General features: G+C 70.3%; 20 protein-coding genes. 16 read left to right on the top strand and 4 right to left on the bottom strand.

Features of this window, described 5'->3' with window-relative positions:
• Positions 1-26: 26 nt before the first annotated feature.
• Genes ACFMQL_RS41720 through ACFMQL_RS41710 form a run of 3 tightly spaced genes read left to right on the top strand, consistent with a single transcriptional unit; the run spans position 27 to position 1,784 of the window.
• Positions 27-638 carry a phosphatidylserine decarboxylase gene (locus ACFMQL_RS41720; RefSeq protein ID WP_364065861.1) on the top strand — a complete coding sequence of 204 codons (612 nt, stop codon included), beginning with the start codon at positions 27-29 and terminating at the stop codon, positions 636-638.
• The gene (pssA, locus tag ACFMQL_RS41715; RefSeq protein ID WP_364065858.1) at positions 625-1,464 is read left to right on the top strand and encodes a CDP-diacylglycerol--serine O-phosphatidyltransferase; all 840 of its coding nucleotides are present in this window, start codon (positions 625-627) and stop codon (positions 1,462-1,464) included. The genes ACFMQL_RS41720 and pssA overlap by 14 nt, the downstream gene beginning before the upstream one ends.
• Before the next feature lie 44 nt (positions 1,465-1,508).
• Positions 1,509-1,784: a hypothetical protein gene (locus ACFMQL_RS41710; RefSeq protein WP_364065855.1), complete on the top strand. Its 276-nt coding sequence runs from the start codon at positions 1,509-1,511 to the stop codon at positions 1,782-1,784.
• Positions 1,785-1,802: 18 nt separating this feature from the next.
• Here ACFMQL_RS41710 and ACFMQL_RS41705 read toward each other — a convergent pair whose 3' ends face one another.
• Positions 1,803-2,459, bottom strand: coding sequence for an MBL fold metallo-hydrolase (locus tag ACFMQL_RS41705; protein WP_364065852.1), 657 nt, complete (start codon positions 2,457-2,459; stop codon positions 1,803-1,805).
• Positions 2,456-3,268, bottom strand: a complete 813-nt coding sequence (locus ACFMQL_RS41700) for a maleylpyruvate isomerase family mycothiol-dependent enzyme (protein WP_378790116.1) — start codon at positions 3,266-3,268, stop codon at positions 2,456-2,458. Before ACFMQL_RS41700 ends, ACFMQL_RS41705 begins: the two co-directional genes overlap by 4 nt.
• 195 nt (positions 3,269-3,463) lie before the next feature.
• Between ACFMQL_RS41700 and uvrA the strand changes: the two genes are divergently transcribed.
• A complete protein-coding gene (gene uvrA / locus ACFMQL_RS41695; RefSeq protein WP_364065846.1) occupies positions 3,464-6,304 on the top strand; it encodes an excinuclease ABC subunit UvrA in 2,841 nt (946 codons plus the stop codon).
• Positions 6,305-6,479: 175 nt separating this feature from the next.
• On the opposite strand, the gene ACFMQL_RS41690 is transcribed toward uvrA, so the two are convergent.
• Positions 6,480-7,331 carry a DUF2306 domain-containing protein gene (locus ACFMQL_RS41690; protein WP_378790115.1) on the bottom strand — a complete coding sequence of 284 codons (852 nt, stop codon included), beginning with the start codon at positions 7,329-7,331 and terminating at the stop codon, positions 6,480-6,482.
• Between the two features lie 458 nt (positions 7,332-7,789).
• Between ACFMQL_RS41690 and ACFMQL_RS41685 the strand changes: the two genes are divergently transcribed.
• The 7 genes from ACFMQL_RS41685 (at position 7,790) to whiA (ending at position 14,589) form a co-directional block, all read left to right on the top strand.
• On the top strand, positions 7,790-8,194 hold the full coding sequence (locus ACFMQL_RS41685) for a Rieske (2Fe-2S) protein (RefSeq protein WP_364065840.1): 405 nt from the start codon (positions 7,790-7,792) through the stop codon (positions 8,192-8,194).
• 355 nt (positions 8,195-8,549) lie between these two features.
• Positions 8,550-9,026 carry a Rieske (2Fe-2S) protein gene (locus ACFMQL_RS41680; protein WP_364065837.1) on the top strand — a complete coding sequence of 159 codons (477 nt, stop codon included), beginning with the start codon at positions 8,550-8,552 and terminating at the stop codon, positions 9,024-9,026.
• Positions 9,027-9,072: 46 nt separating this feature from the next.
• Positions 9,073-9,537, top strand: a complete 465-nt coding sequence (locus ACFMQL_RS41675) for a Rieske (2Fe-2S) protein (protein WP_364065834.1) — start codon at positions 9,073-9,075, stop codon at positions 9,535-9,537.
• 97 nt (positions 9,538-9,634) lie between these two features.
• Entirely contained in the window at positions 9,635-11,569 is a 1,935-nt protein-coding gene (gene uvrC / locus ACFMQL_RS41670) for an excinuclease ABC subunit UvrC (RefSeq protein WP_378790114.1), read from the top strand.
• Between the two features lie 82 nt (positions 11,570-11,651).
• Positions 11,652-12,518, top strand: a complete 867-nt coding sequence (gene rapZ / locus ACFMQL_RS41665) for an RNase adapter RapZ (RefSeq protein WP_364065828.1) — start codon at positions 11,652-11,654, stop codon at positions 12,516-12,518.
• A 35-nt stretch (positions 12,519-12,553) separates the two neighbouring features.
• A complete protein-coding gene (gene yvcK / locus ACFMQL_RS41660) occupies positions 12,554-13,537 on the top strand; it encodes a uridine diphosphate-N-acetylglucosamine-binding protein YvcK (protein WP_378790274.1) in 984 nt (327 codons plus the stop codon).
• Positions 13,538-13,608: 71 nt separating this feature from the next.
• Entirely contained in the window at positions 13,609-14,589 is a 981-nt protein-coding gene (gene whiA / locus ACFMQL_RS41655; RefSeq protein WP_364065822.1) for a DNA-binding protein WhiA, read from the top strand.
• 307 nt (positions 14,590-14,896) lie between these two features.
• Here whiA and ACFMQL_RS41650 read toward each other — a convergent pair whose 3' ends face one another.
• Positions 14,897-15,550 carry a hypothetical protein gene (locus ACFMQL_RS41650; RefSeq protein WP_378790113.1) on the bottom strand — a complete coding sequence of 218 codons (654 nt, stop codon included), beginning with the start codon at positions 15,548-15,550 and terminating at the stop codon, positions 14,897-14,899.
• A gap of 184 nt (positions 15,551-15,734) precedes the next feature.
• On the opposite strand from ACFMQL_RS41650, the gene gap reads away from it, so the two are divergent.
• From gap to ACFMQL_RS41625, 5 genes are all read left to right on the top strand, one after another.
• The gene (gap, locus tag ACFMQL_RS41645) at positions 15,735-16,739 is read left to right on the top strand and encodes a type I glyceraldehyde-3-phosphate dehydrogenase (RefSeq protein WP_364065817.1); all 1,005 of its coding nucleotides are present in this window, start codon (positions 15,735-15,737) and stop codon (positions 16,737-16,739) included.
• 66 nt (positions 16,740-16,805) lie between these two features.
• The gene (locus ACFMQL_RS41640; protein ID WP_364065814.1) at positions 16,806-17,993 is read left to right on the top strand and encodes a phosphoglycerate kinase; all 1,188 of its coding nucleotides are present in this window, start codon (positions 16,806-16,808) and stop codon (positions 17,991-17,993) included.
• Positions 17,994-17,996: 3 nt separating this feature from the next.
• Entirely contained in the window at positions 17,997-18,776 is a 780-nt protein-coding gene (gene tpiA / locus ACFMQL_RS41635; RefSeq protein ID WP_364065811.1) for a triose-phosphate isomerase, read from the top strand.
• A gap of 99 nt (positions 18,777-18,875) precedes the next feature.
• A complete protein-coding gene (gene secG / locus ACFMQL_RS41630) occupies positions 18,876-19,106 on the top strand; it encodes a preprotein translocase subunit SecG (RefSeq protein ID WP_364065808.1) in 231 nt (76 codons plus the stop codon).
• Between the two features lie 71 nt (positions 19,107-19,177).
• A complete protein-coding gene (locus tag ACFMQL_RS41625; RefSeq protein ID WP_364065805.1) occupies positions 19,178-19,534 on the top strand; it encodes an RNA polymerase-binding protein RbpA in 357 nt (118 codons plus the stop codon).
• Positions 19,535-19,619 lie beyond the last annotated feature (85 nt).

Genomic DNA, 19,619 nt, shown 5'->3' with positions numbered 1-19,619 from the left:
CAGACGATTCTGCTAAGCCGGGCCGTATGAGGCTCGCGCGCGGGGTCTCCCCGTGGCTCCTCCCGACGGCCGCCACGGCGGCCGCCACCGCTCTGCTGACGCTCCGAGACCGGCGATGGGCGCTCGCGGCGGTGCCGCTGAGCGCGCTCACCGGAGGCATGCTCTGGTTCTTCCGCGACCCGGACCGTACGATCGGCGAGGGTCGCATTCTGTCGCCCGCCGACGGCGTGGTGCAGAGCATCGATCCGTGGCCCGACGGCCGCACCAGGGTCGCCATTTTCATGAACCCGCTGAACGTGCACGTCAATCGTGCCCCTCTTGCGGGAAAAGTCACCTCCGTGCAGCATGTGGCAGGTGGGTTCCTGCCGGCGTTCAACAAGGACAGCGACCAGAACGAGCGCGTGGTGTGGCATTTCGAGACCGCGCTGGGCGACATCGAGATGGTGCAGATCGCGGGCGCCGTTGCGCGCAGGATCGTGCCGTACCTGAGTGCCGGTGCGACGGTCGAGCAGGGCGAGCGGATCGGGCTGATCAGGTTGGGGTCCCGGGTCGACATCTACCTTCCCGAAGGGATTTCTCCCGCGGTGTCCGTGGGCGACAAGACGGTTGCGGGGGTGACCAGAATTGACCACGGCTGACGCCGGTAGCTGGCGAGCTGAAGAGGAAGAACCTCGCGGACCCGTCGGCAAGGCGTTCCGTCTGTCCGCCGCCGACTCCTTGTCGCTGGGCAACGCCGTCTGCGGATTCCTCGCGGTCTGCGTGCTGGCCTACTCCGCCATCCAGCAGCTCCAGGTAGACGGCGGCCGGTTCACGCCCGCGCCGAGCTACTTCGCCACCGCCATCGTGCTGCTGCTCATCGGCGCCACCTGCGACCTGTTCGACGGGCTCGTGGCGCGCCGCTTCCGCGCCTCCGCCATGGGGGCCGAGCTCGACAACCTGGCCGACGTCATCAGCTTCGGCTTCGCGCCCGCCTTCATGGTCGTCATCTGGGGCATCGGCGTACCGGAGTCGGTGCCGTTCACGGCCGTGCTGGCCGCGGCGGCGGCCGTGCTGGTCGCCGGCGTCGTACGCCTGGCCAGGTTCGCCTGCGTCAAGACCAAGAGCGGCGACTTCATGGGGCTGCCCATCCCGATGGGCGCCATGACCGTGATCTCCATCGTGCTGCTGTTCCAGCCGAGCATCTGGTCGCTGCTGGCCGTGCTCGGGGTGGCCTGGCTGATGGTCAGCCGCATCGAGTACCCCAAGCCGAAGGGGCAGCTCGCCGCGGTGGTCCTCGGCTGGATCATGGTGAACGTCGCGTTCCTGACGTTCTGGGTGGCCTGGCCTGAGGGCGGCGACATGCCGATCAAGATCGGGGCCACCATGCAGATCGCGCTCGTCGCGGCGATCCCGCTGCGGGTGCTGTTCTACAAGCGCGAGCAGCGCAAGGAAGCCGCTCGTCTCGGCCGTTCCGGCCTGCAATGAGCGGCTGACGGGATTTTTCGTCTTATTTCGGCTTTGATGGAGCCATGTCGGCTGCGCCGCGCGAGCACACGCGTACGTACTATCTCGGCAAGCTGGCCACGGAGCTGGAACAACGCGGGCTGACGGCCGTGCTGCGGCCGGACCCGCCCGCGTTGCGCGTCAGCCACCCCGACGCGGCGCTGATGGCCGAGACCGTGGACTGCGCGGCCCTGCCGGACGGCTGGTTCTTCCGATGGTCGTGGGGCGAGCTCGTCGGGCTCGCCGACGATCCCGCCCTGGCGGCCGAGCGCATCGCGCACGTGCTGGCCGCCCGCCGCTGATCCCCTGGGAGCCGGGCGCTACCAGCCCCTCGCCTTCCACTCCGGCAGCGCGGGACGCTCGGCGCCGAGCGTGGTGTCCTTGCCGTGGCCCGGGTAGACCCAGGTCTCGTCGGGCAGGCGGTCGAAGATGCGCTCGACCACGTCGGTGAAGAGCTGGTTGAAGCGCTCGGGGTCCTTCTGGGTGTTGCCCACGCCGCCCGGGAACAGCGAGTCGCCGGTGAACAGGTGGTAGCCGTCGGGGCCGCCGTCGTACAGCAGGGCGATCGAGCCGGGCGTGTGGCCGCGCAGATGGATGACCTCCAGCGCGACCTCGCCGAACGTGATGCTGTCGCCGTGCTCGACCGTGCGGTCCGCGGGGACGGGAAGCGCGGGCGCGTCGAGCGGGTGGGCGATCACCTGCGCGCCGGTCACCTTCGTCACCTGCTCGAGCGCCTGCCAGTGGTCGCCGTGCTGGTGGGTGGTGACGATCGCGGCGACGGGCTTGTCGGCCATGAGGGCGAGCAGCCGGTCGGGCTCGGCGGCCGCGTCGATGAGCACCGCCTCGCCGGTCGCGTTGCAGCGCAGCAGGTAGGCGTTGTTGTCGAACGGGCCTACGGCGAGCTTGGAGATCGTGAGCGCGGACAGCTCGCGGACGTCGGCGGGGCCGCCGACCTGGACGTCACCGGTGTAGGTCATGGGTAGTCCTTAGGGGGCGTCGTGGGCAGATCAGCGGGGGCCGGCATCGTGAGCCACGGCGGCGGATCAGGAAGACCCGCGCCTGCGTGGCCGGAAGTGAACAACCGCCCCATGGGCACCAGACTAACCCCCTCGCCACGGGACCTCCCGGTGAGCCAGGCCAGCATGTCGCGCGGCGTGCCGCGGACCGTGGGGCCGTCGCCGAGCACGTGCACGACCTCTGTCTCGCCCGGTTCCACGAGCTCGATGCGGCCCACGGTGCGGTGGTTCCCGGGCCAGGAGGCCAGGCAGTCGTGCAGCTCACGGCGTACGAAGGAGGCCGGCCAGTCGGCGGGGGTGTAACCGGCGTTCAGGTCCACGTGGTGGAAGCCGACCTCGCGCAGCCGGCGTACCAGCAGGTACCAGGCGGGGTGCGGCGGCGGGCGCATGCCCTCCACCAGCGCCGACCAGGCGTGCTGCGGCATGTCGCGGACGGCGGCGGCCAGGCGCGCGGCGCCGTCCTCGATCTCGGCCAGGTGGCGGGCCACCGAATGGGCCGCGGCGGCCTCGATGGCGGCGGACCTGGCGGCGAGCGAGGCGTATTGAGGGGTGCGTACGCCGGTGCGCGCCCACGTCAGCAGGTTGAGGTGGGAATCGGCGTTCTGGGCGATGTGGGCGAGCACATGGCCTCTGGTCCAGCCGGGCAGCAGGGAGGGAGCGGCGAGGCAGGCGTCGGAGAGCGACGCGACCGTGGCCAGCAGCCGGTTCGTGGCCGTGGTCAGCTCGGCCTGCACCGCGGGCAGGATGGTCATGTACGGATATTTCACCATGGGGTGACCTAGCGTGCGGGGGCATAAAACCCCAGGTCAGCCGGTTGCATGTTCGAGGGGTCCTCCCCTGCCGGGAGATGGTCGTAACCTGTGAGGGACGGATTTTCGGGGGCCGCCGGTCGGACCGCCGAAATTGTCGGAGCCGCCCTCTACCATCCCCGTGGACCTATCCGCTTTTCGACATCCGGGATCGCCGTGGCTGACCGCCTGATCGTGCGTGGTGCACGAGAACACAACCTCAAAGACGTCTCGCTCGACCTGCCGCGAGACTCACTGATCGTCTTCACCGGCCTGTCCGGCTCGGGCAAGTCGAGCCTGGCCTTCGACACGATCTTCGCTGAGGGCCAGCGGCGCTACGTCGAGTCGCTGTCGGCTTACGCCCGCCAGTTCCTCGGCCAGATGGACAAGCCCGACGTCGACTTCATCGAGGGCCTGTCGCCCGCGGTCTCCATCGACCAGAAGGCCACCAGTAAGAACCCCCGTTCCACCGTCGGCACCATCACCGAGGTCTACGACTACCTGCGACTGCTGTGGGCCCGCATCGGCAAGCCGCACTGCCCGGTGTGCAGGCGCCCGATCGCCAGGCAGTCGCCGCAGCAGATCGTCGACCGCGTGATGGAGTTCGAGGAGGGCACCAGGTTCCAGGTGCTCGCCCCGGTCATCAGGGGCCGTAAGGGCGAATACGCTGAGCTGTTCCGCGAGCTGCAGACCAAGGGCTTCGCCAGGGCGCGGGTCGACGGCACCGTCGTGCGGCTGGAGGAGCCGCCGACGCTGAAGAAGTACGAAAAGCACGACATCGAGGTCATCGTCGACCGCCTGTCGGTGAAGGAGTCGTCGCGACGGCGGCTCACCGACTCCGTGGAGACGGCGCTGCAGCTGTCCGGCGGCACGATCACGCTCGAGTTCGTCGACCTGCCGGAAGACGACCCCAACCGCGAGCGCTTCTTCTCCGAGCACCTCTACTGCCCCTACGACGACCTGTCGTTCGAGGAGATGGAGCCGCGCTCGTTCTCCTTCAACTCACCGTTCGGCGCCTGCCCCGAGTGCACGGGTCTCGGCACCAAGATGGAGGTCGACCCCGAGCTGGTGGTGCCCGACCCCGAGCGCACCCTGCGCGAAGGCGCCATCCACCCGTGGTCGGGCGGCCACACCAGCGAATACTTCACCAGGCTGATGGAGGCGCTCGGCCACGCGATGGGCTTCGGCCTCGACACGCCGTGGGAGCGCCTGCCCAAGAAGGCGCAGAAGTCGCTGCTGTACGGCCACGACGAGCAGATCCACGTGCGCTACAGCAACCGCTTCGGCCGGCAGCGCGCCTACTACACCACCTACGACGGCGTCATCCCGTGGGTGCAGCGCAGGCACGCCGAGGCCGAGAGCGACACCGCGCGCGAGCGGTTCGAGGGCTACATGCGCGAGATCCCGTGTCCCGCCTGCAAGGGGGCCAGGCTCAAGCCGGTCAGTCTCGCGGTGACGGTGGCCGGGAAGTCGATCGCCGAGGTGTCGTCGATGTCGATCGGCGAGTGCGCGAAGTTCCTCGCCGGGCTCAAGCTCTCCGACCGTGACATGCAGATCGCCGAGCGGGTGGTCAAGGAGATCAACGCCCGCATGGGCTTCCTGCTCGACGTCGGCCTCGACTACCTCACGATGGACCGCGCCGCCGCCACCCTCGCCGGTGGCGAGGCGCAGCGCATCAGGCTCGCCACGCAGATCGGCTCCGGCCTGGTCGGCGTGCTGTACGTGCTCGATGAGCCGTCCATCGGCCTGCACCAGCGCGACAACATGCGGCTGCTCGACACCCTGATCAGGCTGCGCGACATGGGCAACACGCTGATCGTGGTCGAGCACGACGAGGACACCATCGCCGCCGCCGACTGGGTGGTCGACATCGGTCCCGGCGCGGGCGAGCACGGTGGCCAGGTCGTCGTCTCCGGCACCGTACAGGACCTGCTGGCCAGCGAGGAGTCGCTGACCGGTGCGTACCTGTCGGGGCGCAAGAGCATCCCCATCCCCGCCAAGCGCCGCAAGCGCGACAAGAAGCGGCAGATCGTCGTCAAGGGGGCGCGCGAGCACAACCTCAAGGGCGTCGACATCGAGTTCCCGCTCGGCCTGTTCACGGCGGTCACCGGTGTGTCGGGGTCGGGCAAGTCGACGCTGGTCAACGACATCCTCTACAACGCGCTGGCCAAGGAGCTCAACGGCGCCCGCACGGTGCCCGGCCGCCACTCCCGCATCAACGGCATGGACCAGGTCGACAAGGTCGTCCACGTCGACCAGTCGCCGATCGGGCGCACGCCGCGCTCCAACCCGGCCACGTACACCGGGGTCTTCGACCACATCCGCAAGCTGTTCGCGGCCACGACCGAGGCGAAGGTGCGCGGCTACCAGCCGGGGCGCTTCAGCTTCAACGTCAAGGGCGGGCGCTGCGAGGCGTGCTCGGGCGACGGCACCATCAAGATCGAGATGAACTTCCTGCCCGACGTCTACGTCCCCTGCGAGGTCTGCCACGGCGCCCGCTACAACCGGGAGACGCTGGAGGTCCACTACAAGGGCAAGACGATCGCCGAAGTGCTCGACATGCCGATCGAGGAGGCGCTGGATTTCTTCGACGCCATCCCGGCCATCAAGCGGCACCTGCAGACGCTCAACGACGTGGGGCTCGGCTACGTACGCCTCGGGCAGCCGGCCACCACGCTGTCCGGCGGCGAGGCGCAGCGCGTCAAGCTCGCCTCCGAGTTGCAGCGGCGGCAGACCGGGCGGACGATCTACGTCCTCGACGAGCCCACCACCGGCCTGCACTTCGAGGACATCCGGCGGCTGCTGGGCGTCCTCGGCCGGCTGGTCGACGGCGGCAACACGGTGATCGTCATCGAGCACAACCTCGACGTCATCAAGACCGCCGACTGGATCATCGACATGGGGCCCGAGGGCGGCTCGCGCGGCGGCACGCTGGTCGCCGCCGGCACGCCGGAGGAGGTCGCGCTGGTGGACGAGAGCCACACGGGGCGCTTCCTGCGCAAGATCCTCTCGCTCTGACCCTGGTGGTGAGGCCGATCCGCCCCCCGGACTCGGGGGTGGGTCGGCCTCGCTGCGTCTGGGCCGGGCCGGGTGGGCGTTGTGCCAGGTGCCGGGCTGCTCGGGCGTGGCGCTTGGCAGGCCGGTGGGTGTGGTGCCCGGGCCGGTGGGGGCGGTAGCGGAGGGTGCCTCGCCGTCAGGCGGTGCGGCGGGCCAGGGCGCGGGCGCGGCGCTTGGCGGCGTCGCCGCGTTCCAGCCACCACTCGGCCAGCAGCAGCGGCAGCGTCCAGCCCAGCCAGGTGCTCAAGGCCGCGATCGACTGCGCCATCACCTGCTCGTCGCCCTGGAAGAAGGTGTCGATGTACGGGCTCAGCACGATCACGGACACCGCGCCCCAGAGGCGGTTGGTGACGATGGACATCGTCAGGGCGAAGCTGCGCACCATCCACCGGCGGTGATCGACGAAGCGGCGCTGCCTGGCCATCCGCCACCCGGCGAACGTGCAGCCCAGCCAGAGCAGCGCGAGCATCACGTTGCTGACGGACGTGACCGGTCCCCACGGCGTCGCGATGCCCACGGTCAGGCCGAGCAGGCCGCTCGGCAGGCAGCCGGCGAAGACGTACACGCGGCCGATCCTGCGGTGCGCAACGGGGTGGCGTGCGCGAAACCACGGCCAGATCTGCAGGCAGCACGTGATCATCGCGATCGAGCCGAACACCACGTGCAGGGAGAGCACCGCATAGTGCGGCGGGAGGAAGTCCGGCGCGGGCACGCGCGACTGCGCCGGGTCGAACGAGACGTACGGCGGCAGCGAGAACGCCAGGAACGCCGCCGCCACCACGGCCGGCGGCGCCACCCACGGCCGCCGCCACCAGCGTCGCGGCCGTACCGTCACGCCGGACCGCGGCTGTACCGTCACGCCGGACCCGGCCGCGCCGGAGGAAACCGCTCCCGAATCGCCGGGGTCGGGCTGCTCGGCGGTGGTCACGCCGGGGTCGGGCTGCTCGGCGGTGGTCACGCCGGGGGCGGGCTGTCCGGCGGTGGTCACGCCGGAGGGCACTGCACCCGAGGCGGCCGGGGCGGGGGGCGGTGAGGGCGGAGGTGCCGAGGTCGCCGGGGGTGTTCCCGGGGGTGGTCCGGCCCGAGGTGCCAGGGCCGGGGGCGGCGGAGTTCTGAGCGCCAGGGGGTGGCCCGTTGGAGTCGGCGGAGGTCGTGGGGTGTGGGTCGGTTCGGGAAGGGCCGGGTGGAGTGGTCGTGGGGTGTGGGTCGGTTCGGGAAGAGTTGGGCGGAAGGGGCATGAGGGCAGCGTGGGCGGGGTCGCTGACCGTCCGCCTACCACCCGCTGACCGGACCGAGGGGTACCGTCAATAAGCTGTTTTCACGACGATGGCCGCAATCGGGGGCGTCACCGGCGGCCGGCGACGTACGGATAACGCGCGGCCGACGCGCGAGATGGAACATCAGGCCTGCGGGGCGAGAACACCGAGGACAGATCGGGGCGGAGCCATGTCCGGAAACGGATTGGGACGGCGGGAGATGCTGGGCGCGGCGGGGGTCGCGGCGTGCGGCCTGGCGCTGGCCGCGTGCGGTTCGGGGGGCGCGCAGGCCCAGCCGAGCCTCAAGGGCAAGGTGCTGGCCAAGACGGCCGAGGTGCCGGTGGGCGGCGGCAAGCTCATCGAGGACCTGAAGGTCGTGGTGACGCAGCCGGAGCCGGGCGTCTTCAAGGCGTTCAGCTCGCTGTGCACGCACAAGGGCTGCCAGGTCGGCACTCCCAAGGACAACGTCATCAGGTGCGCCTGCCACGGCAGCGAGTTCACCGCCGACACCGGCAAGGCGACGAAGGGGCCGGCCACCGCGCCGCTGGCCTCGTTCCAGGTGAAGGTGGAAGGCGACGGCATCGTCGTCGTCTGAGCCCTCCCGTCTGAATTCTCCCTAGGCGGCCGTCTGAGTCCTCCCATGGTGGTCGCCTCAGTCCCACCAGGGCGGGCGTTGCAGCGCGCCTCAGGGGCGGGCCGGGTACGTAAACCGTCATCTCGTCGACCGGCGGGTGGGAGCGGCCGTTTCGTCACGAGCGGTCGTCCCGCCAAGAGCGGTCGTCCCGTCGAGAGCGGCCGTTTCGCGAGAGTCACAAGCGGCGGTTCTCTGAGAACGGCCTTCCACGAACCGGTAATTGTGCGTGGTCGCCCGGATTGGGCTCCGGCAGGCTGAACCCCTGCCAGGGCCCGGGCCGTACCTGCAAGTGAAAGCCGATCTGGGAGGACGCACGATGACGGAAACGACGCGGCGGACGGTTGTCTTCGGTGCCGGAACGGCCGGGCTCGCGGCCGTGCTGACGGCCTGCGCGAGCTACGGCGTACCGGAGACCGAGGCGGACGTGGAGGCTCCCGCTGAGGAGGCGACGTCGTCCCAGCCCGAGGAGGGCGGCGAGGCCAAGCCGAAGGCGGAGGCCAAGGCCGATGCGGCCCTGGCGGACGTCAGCGACATCCCCGAGGGCGGCGGCAAGGTCTTCAAGAACCAGAAGATCGTCGTCACGCAGCCGGCGGCGGGCGAGTTCAAGGCGTTCAGCGCGGTCTGCACCCACGCGGGCTGCACGGTCGCCTCCGTCTCGAACCAGACGATCAACTGCCCCTGTCACGGCAGCAAGTTCAGCATCGCCGACGGTTCGGTGACCGACGGCCCCGCGGGCGGTCCGCTGGAGGAGAAGCAGATCCAAGTGGACGGTCAGAAGATCAGACTCGCCTGAGAAAGCTTTCATGATTTTCTCACCTGAGTGCGCTTGGGTGAGGCGCATGGCAGATGAGCTTCACACCCGCAGAGCGGTGTTCGCCGGCGTCGGCGCAGGCGGCCTGGCGCTGGCGATCAGCGCGTGCAGCGGCGACTCCGGTACCGACACGGCGCAGACGGCGCCTTCCACCGCCGGGTCCGGCGCCCCCGAGGCGAGCGCGACGCAGTCCAGCGCGTCCGGTGGCGGCGCGCTGGCCAAGAAGGCCGACATCCCGGTGGGCGGCGGCACCGTCTTCAAGGACCAGAAGGTCGTCGTGACGCAGCCCACGGAGGGCGAGTTCAAGGCGTTCAGCGCGATCTGCACGCACAAGGGCTGCCCGGTCTCCAGCGTCGAGGACGGCGCGATCGTGTGCCCGTGCCACAACAGCAGGTTCGCGATCGCGGACGGCTCCGTGACCGGCGGGCCCGCGCAGCAGCCGCTGGCCGCCCAGGAGATCAAGGTCGAGGGCGACGACATCCTGCTGGCGTAGCCGCCCATAGCCGCCGTAGCCGGGTGGGGTGCCCGCCGTACGTGCGCGAAGAGTACGGCGGGCGACTCTGTCGGTGCGGGCCACTAGGCTGACAGGCGTGGCGAGATCAGCGGCTAACACCTTGAGTTTCCGGCCGAGGCCGGGGTCGATCCCGGAGTCCCCGGGTGTCTACAGGTTCAGGGACGCGCACGGCCGGGTGATCTACGTCGGCAAGGCCAAGAGCCTGCGCCAGCGGCTCAACTCGTACTTCGCCGACTTCTCCGCGCTGCATCCCCGCACGCAGTCGATGCTGACCACGGCCGCCGACGTCGACTGGACGGTCGTCGGCACCGAGGTGGAGGCGCTGCAGCTCGAATACTCCTGGATCAAGGAGTTCGACCCCCGCTTCAACGTCAAATACCGCGACGACAAGTCCTACCCCTACCTCGCGGTGACGATGAGCGAGGACTTCCCGCGCGTCCAGGTCATGCGCGGGGCCAAGCGCAAGGGCACCCGCTACTTCGGCCCCTACTCCCACGCCTGGGCCATCCGCGAGACCGTCGACCTGCTGCTGCGGGTCTTCCCGGTGCGCACGTGCAGCGCCGGGGTGTTCAAGCGGGCCGGGCAGATCGGGCGGCCGTGCCTGCTCGGCTACATCGACAAGTGCTCGGCGCCGTGCGTCGGCCGGGTCACCCCGGAGGAGCACCGCGAGCTGGCCGAGGACTTCTGCGACTTCATGGCGGGCAACACCAGCCGCTTCATCAAGCGTCTCGAAAAGGAGATGCGCGAGGCCGCCGCCGAGCAGGAGTACGAACGCGCCGCCCGGCTGCGCGACGACATCCAGGCGCTGCAGCGGGCGCTGGAGAAGCAGGCGGTCGTGCTCGGCGAGAGCACCGACGCCGACGTCATCGCCCTGGCCGAAGACCCGCTCGAAGCCGCCGTCCAGGTGTTCTACGTACGCGGGGGGCGCATCCGCGGCCAGCGCGGCTGGGTGGTCGACAAGGTCGAGGAGACCTCGCCCGGCGAGCTGGTCGAGCAGTTCCTGCTGCAGATGTACGCCGAGGCGAACGCCGAGTCCATGCCCCGCGAGGTGCTGGTGCCCGCGCTGCCGCCCGACGTCGAGGCGGTGGCCGAGCTGCTGACCGAGCAGCGCGGCGCCCGCGTCGAGGTGCGGGTGCCGCAGCGCGGCGACAAGAAGTCGCTGCTGGAGACCGTCGAGCGCAACGCCAAGGAGTCGCTGGCCCAGCACAAGATCCGCCGCGCCAGCGACCTGAGCGCGCGCAGCAAGGCGCTGCAGGAGATCGCCGACGCGCTCGACCTCGACCAGGCGCCGCTGCGCATCGAGTGCTACGACGTCTCCCACCTGCAGGGAGAGAACGTCGTGGCGTCCATGGTGGTCTTCGAGGACGGCCTGGCCCGCAAGAGCGAATACCGGCGCTTCTCGGTCAAGACCAAGGAGGGCGACGTCGCCTCGATCTACGAGGTGATCATGCGCAGGTTCCGCCGCTACCTGGAGGAGCGCTCGGCCACCGGCGAGCTGGCGGCCGACGACGACGCGGCCGCGGGCGGCGGGCCCATCGACCCCGACACCGGCAAGCCGCGCAAGTTCGCCTACCCTCCCAACCTCGTCGTGGTCGACGGCGCGGGCCCGCAGGCGGCCGCCGCGCAGCGGGCGCTCGACGAGCTCGGCATCGACGACGTGGCCGTGTGCGGGCTGGCCAAGCGCCTCGAGGAAGTGTGGCTGCCAGGCGACGACCAGCCGGTGATCATGCCTCGTTCAAGTGAAGGTCTCTACCTTCTGCAGCGGGTGCGAGACGAAGCGCACAGGTTCGCCATCACCTACCATCGTTCCAAGAGGTCCAAGACGGTGAAGGAGAGCGCGCTCGACGGCGTGCCCGGCCTGGGGCCGGCGCGAAGGCAGGCGCTGCTCAAACACTTCGGCTCCGTGAAAAAGCTACGCGAGGCCACTGCCGCTGAAATCTGCGAGGTTCCCGGCATCGGCCCGTCCATCGCCGAGGTCATCGTGTCGACGCTGAAGGGAGAGTCACCTTGATCTCGCCAGGATGCCAGGGTGCCCATGCCGCACACTCCTACCGGCCCGCGCTGAGAGGCGGGCCCGCTGCAGAGGTGGGGCGATGAGCACCGAGCCGGCGTTCGTCATCGTCACCGGCATGTCCGGTGCGGGGCGCAGCACCGCCGCCAAGGCGCTGGAGGACCTGGGCTGGTTCGTCATCGACAACCTGCCGCCGGGTCTGCTGTTCGCCATGGCGGAGGAGGCGGGCAAGGTCAAGCTGGCCGCCGACAAGGTGGCCGCCGTCGTCGACGTGCGCAGCCTGGCCTTCACCACCGATCTCAACGCCGCGATCGAGGAGCTCGAAGGGCGCGGCGTACGCGTGCGGGTGGTCTTCCTCGAGGCCAGCGACGAGGAGCTGGTGCGCAGGTTCGAAAACGTCCGCAGGCCGCACCCGCTGCAGGGCGAGGGGCGGCTGGTCGACGGCATCACCCGCGAGCGCGGCATCCTGCGTGAGGTGCGCGCCAACGCCGACCTGGTGATCGACACCTCCACCCACAACGTCCACGACCTGCGCGCCAAGATCGTCGACTTCTTCGGCGGCGAGGACCGCCCCGGCCTGCGGCTCAACGTCGTGTCGTTCGGCTTCAAGTACGGCCTGCCGGTCGACGCCGACCTCGTGGTCGACTGCCGGTTCCTGCCCAACCCGCACTGGGTGCCCGAGCTGCGGCCGCTCAACGGCCTCGACACGGCGGTCAGCGACTACGTGCTCGGCCAGCCGGGCGCCAAGGAGTTCCTCGACGCCTACGAGGAGGTCCTGCAGGTCGTCGCGGCCGGATACGCGCGCGAGGGCAAGAGCTACGCGACGCTCGCGGTGGGCTGCACCGGCGGCAAGCACCGCAGCGTGGCGATGGCCGAGCAGATCGCCGCCCGGCTGCGCGACCGCGGCATGGAAGTCCAGGTGAGCCACCGGGATGTGGGGCGGGAGTGACCGATGACAGTGCCGAAGGGGTCGTGCCGCCACCGATGAACGGCCTGCCCTGCGACAGGCCGGACGTGCTCGGCGTCGGGCGGCCCGGGATCGGGCCCGCCGTCGTGGCGCTGGGCGGTGGCCACGGGCTCTATGCGTCCCTGTCGGCATTACGGATGGTGACCGACCGGTTGACCGCCGTGGTGACGGTGGCCGACGACGGCGGCTCCAGCGGGCGGCTGCGCCGCGAGCTGGGCGTGCTGCCGCCCGGCGACCTGCGCATGGCGCTGGCCGCGCTGTGCGGCGACGACGAGTGGGGCAGCACCTGGAGCGAGGTCGTCCAGCACCGCTTCCGCAGCGAGGGTGAGCTGCACGGCCACGCGGTCGGCAACCTGCTGATCGTGGCGCTGTGGGAGCTGCTCGGCGACTCGGTGGCCGGGCTCGACTGGGTCGGGCGGCTGCTCGGCGCGCACGGGCGCGTGCTGCCGATGGCGTCGGTGCCGCTCGACATCGTGGCCGAGGTGGAGCTCGACGGCGTCATCTCGACCGTACGCGGGCAGGTGGCCTGCGCCTCGACCCCCGGCCGCGTACAGGCGATCTCGCTCGTGCCAGAGGACCCGCCGGCCCGTCCTGAGGCGGTCGCGGCCGTGCGCGACGCCGACTGGGTGGTGTTCGGGCCCGGGTCGTGGTTCACCAGCGTGCTGCCGCACCTCAAGGTGCCCGCGCTGGCCAGGGCCCTGCACGCCACCCGGGCCAAGCGGCTGGTCACGCTCAATCTCGCCCCGCAGCCGGGCGAGACCGACGACTTCTCCCCCCAGCAACATCTGGAGGTGCTTCGCCAACACGCTCCCGACCTGCGGATCGACGTGGTGCTCGCCGACACCGGGGTGGTCGACGATCCCGACGCCCTGGAGAAGGCGGCGGGCGCGCTCGGCGCCCGGCTCGTCATGGACGACGTGGCCGCCGCCGACGGCTCGCCACGGCATGACCCACGACGTCTTGCCTCCGTCCTGGACGAGATTTTCCTCCAGAAGCGTTGATCCTGGTCGGCGTGGCGCGAAGGTGCGAGAGACTCGAAGGAGCCGGTCTGAATGGGGGAGAGGACTAACGCATGGCGATGACAGGTGTGGTGAAGGACGAGCTGAGCCGCCTGCCGGTGCTGAAGCCGTGCTGCCGCAAGGCGGAGGTATCGACGCTGCTGCGGTTCGCCAGCGGCCTGCACCTGGTGGGCGGGCGGATCGTGATCGAGGCCGAGCTCGACACCAACGCCACCGCGCGGCGGCTCATCAAGGACATCGGCGAGGTGTTCGGGCACAAGGCCGAGGTGCTCGTGCTCGCTCCCGCCGGGCTGCGCAAGGGCTCGCGCTACGTCGTACGCGTCTACCGCGACGGTGAGGCGCTGGCCCGTCAGACGGGTCTCATCGACAACCACGGCCGCCCCGTGCGCGGGCTGCCCCGCCAGGTCGTGGCGGGCGCCGCCTGCGACGCCGAGGCCGCATGGCGCGGCGCGTTCCTCGCGCACGGCTCGCTCACCGAGCCGGGCCGGTCGATGTCGCTCGAGGTCACCTGCCCGGGGCCGGAGGCGGCGCTGGCGCTGGTGGGCTCGGCGCGGCGGCTGAAGATCCACGCCAAGGCGCGCGAGGTGCGCGGCGTCGACCGTGTGGTCGTCCGCGACGGCGACGCCATCAGCGCGCTGCTCACCCGGCTCGGCGCGCACGACAGCGTGCTGGCCTGGGAGGAACGCCGGATGCGCCGCGAGGTGCGGGCCACCGCCAACCGCCTGGCCAACTTCGACGACGCCAACCTGCGGCGCTCGGCGCGGGCCGCCGTCGCGGCCGGCGCCCGGGTGCAGCGGGCGCTGGAGATCCTCGGCGACGACGCCCCCGAGCACCTGGTGATCGCCGGGCGGCTGCGGGTCGAGCACAAGCAGGCGTCGCTGGAGGAGCTCGGCCAGATCGCCGACCCGCCGCTGACCAAGGACGCCATCGCCGGGCGCATCAGGCGGCTGCTGGCGATGGCCGACAAGCGGGCGTCCGACCTGGGCATCCCCAACACTGAGGCCAATCTCACCGTGGACATGCTGGCTCCGTGAGGCGGTGCCGGCGCGGCCGGTCGTTGCGGGGACGGGGTCCCGCCCGTCCCCCTGCCGCGGCGGTTCAGGGCGGGTTCCGCCCGCGCGGCGGAGATGCACGGACGGGCGGCTGCTCGGGCGGGCGTCCGTAGGGTGCCGGGAGCGTGTGCGGGCGGGGGTGCTGGAGGGGCGTTCGGGCGGCGGTGCTGGAGGCCCGTGCGGGCGGGTGGATGCCTGCGTGGCCGGCGGAGCTGGAGGTGCGTGCGGCGGGTGGCGTTGGGAGGGTGCGGCTGCTTGCGCGGCCGGGTGCGTCGAGGTGGTCCGCCGCTCAGTCGCGGGCCGGCTTGCGGGGGGTGAACAGGTCGGTCGTGGGCTTGGGCGTGGGCGGCTGGGCGGGCTCGAAGGGCGCGCGGTACTCCGGCTTGTCCGAGTCCCCGGGCTGCCCCGGCTCGCCGGGCGACTCGGCGGCCTCGGCGCGCTGCGCCCGGCGTACGCGCAGGACCCGCAGCGTGAGCAGGGCGAACGCGGCCAGCGCGGCGACCGCGATGTACAGCCAGGCCGTCGTCTCGGTCAGCGGCTCGCGGTAGACGCGCAGCGCGTGCGGCAGGCCCTCGTTGAAGGTGGGCAGGTCGACATCGGAGAACCCGGCGGGCGCGCGGTCCCCGGGCGCGCGCAGGCCCGCGCCGATCAGCACGGAGGAGCCGGTGATCTGGCCGGCCGCGACGGCGGCGCCGCCGTACAGGAAGGCGAAGGGCAGGAGCAGGAGGCTGCGCGGCCGCCTGGCGCCCATGGCCAGCGCGACGATGACGGCGATGAGCAGCGCCAGCGCCAGCGAGACGGGCACTCCGCCCCCGAAGCCCGTCACCTCCTCCGGCAGGCTCTCCTGGTACAGCACGGCCACCCCCAGGCCCGCCGCGCAGATCAGTGCGGCGAGCAGGCCGAAGAAGAGCCCGGGTAGCAGGCCGGACCGCTTATGTGACATCTCAGCCCCCAGAGAATGCACGAATTTACTCCGACGAGTCGGGCACTTTACTCGAACCTCGCAAAACGTGTCGCAGGAACGCCGATTCACACGCCGGTACCTGCAGTGGTCTAAACCAATTTGGGTCCGATAAGGTTCGTGATTGAGGTTTCCAGCCCGCATCTGTTCGAGGAGATCGGTTCCCGTGAGCATCCGCGTAGGCGTCAACGGCTTCGGCCGCATCGGCCGCAACTTCTGGCGCGCTGTCGCCGCCAGCGGCAAGGACATCGAGATCGTCGCGGTCAACGACCTGACCGACACTGCGACGCTCGCGCACCTGCTGAAGTACGACAGCATCCTCGGCCGCCTGCCCTACGAGGTGAAGGCCACCGCCGACGAGATCACGGTCGACGGCAAGTCGATCAAGGTTTTCGCGGAGCGCGACCCGGCCAAGCTGCCGTGGGGCGACCTCGGTGTGGACGTCGTGGTGGAGTCGACCGGCCTGTTCACCGACGCCACCAAGGCCAAGGTGCACGCCGACAACGGCGCGAAGAAGGTCATCATCTCCGCCCCGGCGAAGAACGAGGACGTCACCGTCGTGCTGGGCGTCAACGACAGCGCGTACGACCCGGCCAAGCACACGATCATCTCCAACGCCTCCTGCACCACCAACTGCCTGGCCCCGATGGCCAAGGTCATCCACGACGCCTTCACCATCGAGAAGGGTCTGATGACCACCATCCACGCCTACACGCAGGACCAGAACCTGCAGGACGGCCCGCACAAGGACCTGCGCCGCGCCCGCGCCGCCGCGCTCAACGTGGTGCCCACCTCCACCGGCGCCGCCAAGGCCATCGGCCTGGTCCTGCCCGAGCTGAAGGGCAAGCTCGACGGCTTCGCCATGCGCGTGCCGATCCCGACCGGCTCGGCCACCGACCTCACCGTCGACGTCAGCCGCGAGGTCACCGTCGAGGAGGTCAACGCCGCGGTCAAGGCCGCCGCCGAGGGCCCGCTCAAGGGCATCCTCAGCTACACCGAGGACCCCATCGTCTCCAGCGACATCGTCACCGACCCGGCCTCCTGCATCTTCGACGCCCAGCTCACCAAGGTGATCGGCAACCAGGTCAAGGTCGTCGGCTGGTACGACAACGAGTGGGGCTACTCCAACCGCCTGGCCGACCTGGTCGAGCTGGTGGGCCGCGGGCTCTGATGCCCGGGCGGACGCGTACACACCGGGGCGCGCCGTCCGCGTGCCCCGCAGGAACGGGAGCATGACATGCGCACGCTCGACGATCTCGACGTGAAGGGGCGGCGCGTGCTTGTGCGCGCCGACCTCAACGTCCCCCTCGACGGGGAGACGATCACCGACGACGGCCGCATCCGCGCGTCGGTCCCGACGATCAAGACCCTGCTGGAGCGGGGCGCCAAGGTCGTCGTCTGCGCCCACCTGGGCAGGCCCAAGGGCAAGGTGGAGCCGAAGTACTCGCTGCGCCCCGTGGCGGCCCGCCTGGGCGAGCTGCTGGGCCAGGACGTCGCCTTCGCCACCGACGTGGTCGGCGACAGCGCCGTGAGCACGGTGGAGTCCCTCCAGGACGGCCAGGTGGCCCTGCTGGAGAACCTCCGCTACGAGCCGGGCGAGGAGTCCAAGGACGACGCCGAGCGCGGCGCGTTCGCGGCCAGGCTCGCGGCACTCGCCGAGCTGTACGTCGGCGACGGCTTCGGCGCCGTCCACCGTAAGCACGCCAGCGTCTACGACGTGCCCAAGCTGCTGCCGCACGCGGCGGGCGGGCTGGTCGAGGCCGAGGTCGGCGTGCTGCGCCGGCTCACCGAGGACACCGAGCGGCCCTACGTGGTCGTGCTCGGCGGCGCCAAGGTCTCCGACAAGCTCGGCGTCATCGCCAACCTGCTGACCAAGGTCGACAGGCTGCTCATCGGCGGCGGCATGGCGTACACGTTCCTCAAGGCCCAGGGCCACGAGGTCGGCAACTCGCTGCTGCAGGAGGACCAGCTCGACCAGGTGCGCGGCTTCCTGGAGGAGGCCGGGCGGCGTGGCGTCGAGCTGGTGCTGCCCGTCGACGTGCTCGCGGCGGTCACCTACGCGCCCGACGCCGAGCACCAGGTGGTCGAGGCCACCGCGATCCCGGCCGACCGCGAGGGGCTCGACATCGGTCCCAAGACCCGCGAGCTGTTCGCGAGCAAGATCGCCGACGCCAAGACCGTGTTCTGGAACGGCCCGATGGGCGTGTTCGAGTTCGACGCGTTCTCCGGCGGCACCAAGGCGGTGGCCGAGGCGCTCATCGCCTCCGAGGCGTTCACCGTGGTGGGCGGCGGCGACTCGGCGGCGGCCGTACGCAGGCTGGGCCTGCCCGAGGACGGCTTCTCGCACATCTCCACGGGTGGCGGCGCCAGCCTCGAATACCTCGAAGGCAAGACCCTTCCCGGACTCGCGGCCCTGGAGGACTGAGAGTTGCAGCGCAAGCCGCTCATCGCCGGCAACTGGAAGATGAACCTCAACCATCTCGAGGCCATCGCGCTGGTCCAGAAGCTGGCCTTCGCGCTCAACGACAAGGACTTCGACAAGGTCGAGGTCGCCGTCCTGCCTCCGTACACCGACCTGCGCAGCGTCCAGACCCTGGTCGACGGCGACAAGCTCAGGATCGTGTACGGCGCCCAGGACCTGTCCAGGCACGACGGCGGCGCCTACACCGGTGAGGTGTCGGGCGCCATGCTCGCCAAGCTCGGCTGCACGTACGTGGTGGTCGGGCATTCCGAGCGCCGCCAGTACCACGGCGAGGACGACGACATCGTCAACGCCAAGGTGCAGGCGGCCTACCGCCACTCGCTGACGCCCATCCTCTGCGTGGGCGAGGGCCTTGAAGTGCGTCAAGAGGGCCGCCACATCGCGCACAGTCTCGGCCAACTCGACGGCGCGCTGCGCAAAATCGATGCCGAACAGGCAAAATCGATAGTGGTGGCCTACGAGCCGGTGTGGGCGATCGGCACCGGCGAGGTGGCCACCCCCGAGGACGCGCAGGAGGTCTGCGGGGCGTTGCGGGCTAGACTCGCTGAGCTCTACGACGCCGAAGTGGCCTCGGGGATCCGTATCCTTTACGGTGGCTCGGTCAAGTCAGGGAACATCGCAGGGATCATGGCTCAGCCGGACGTCGACGGCGCGCTCGTCGGCGGTGCCAGCATCGACGCCGGAGAGTTCGTGAAGATCTGCCGTTTCTCTGATATACCCGGCTAACTCGGCCGTTCTGGGGGTGCGACTTGACATCAGGTCGTACCCTCAAGAGGCAAGTTTGAATCGTCACGCGTAACAGAGCATCGAAGGAACAGGCATACCGTGGAAATCGGAATCTCCATCGCCCTCATCCTGGCGAGCCTTCTCATGATCCTGCTCGTCCTGCTCCACAAGGGCAAGGGTGGTGGTCTGTCTGACATGTTCGGCGGCGGCTTCTCGTCGAACTTCGGTGGTTCCTCGGTGGTGGAGCGCAACCTCGACCGGCTGACCGTCATCACGGGCGTGGTCTGGTTCGTCTGCATCATCGCTCTGGGCCTGCTCCTGCGGTCCTGAGTTGTCGTTGACGCGTGACAGTGATTCTCCCCCGTGTCCGCACACGGGGCGATCGAGCGAGGAGTTCATCCGTGGGTAGTGGCAACGCGATCCGTGGCAGCCGAGTCGGCGCCGGCCCGATGGGGGAGGCCGAGCGCGGCGAGGCAGCTCCGAGAGTGCGGGTCTCGTTCTGGTGCGCCAACATGCACGAGACGCGCCCCAGTTTCGCCAGCGACGCGGCGGTCCCCGAGCTGTGGGATTGCCCACGTTGTGGTCTCCCAGCCGGCCAGGACGAAAAGGCGCCGCCCGCCCCGCCGAAGAACGAGCCGTACAAGACGCACCTTGCGTACGTGAAGGAGCGCAGGAGCGACAAGGACGGCAAGGCCATCCTCGAAGAGGCACTGGAGCGCCTGCGCAGCAGCAAGTCCTCCTCCTCCTTCTCCTCCTGACGATGGGCGAAGGGGCCCCGGCGAACGCCGGGGCCCCTTCCGCTTGTCCCGGCTTGCGCTTGCCCCGGGGCACGGGCCGGGGTGC

Source organism: Nonomuraea fastidiosa, assembly GCF_042751225.1.
Taxonomy (GTDB): Bacteria; Actinomycetota; Actinomycetes; order Streptosporangiales; family Streptosporangiaceae; genus Nonomuraea; species Nonomuraea fastidiosa.
This window is presented reverse-complemented; position numbering and strand designations above follow the sequence as displayed.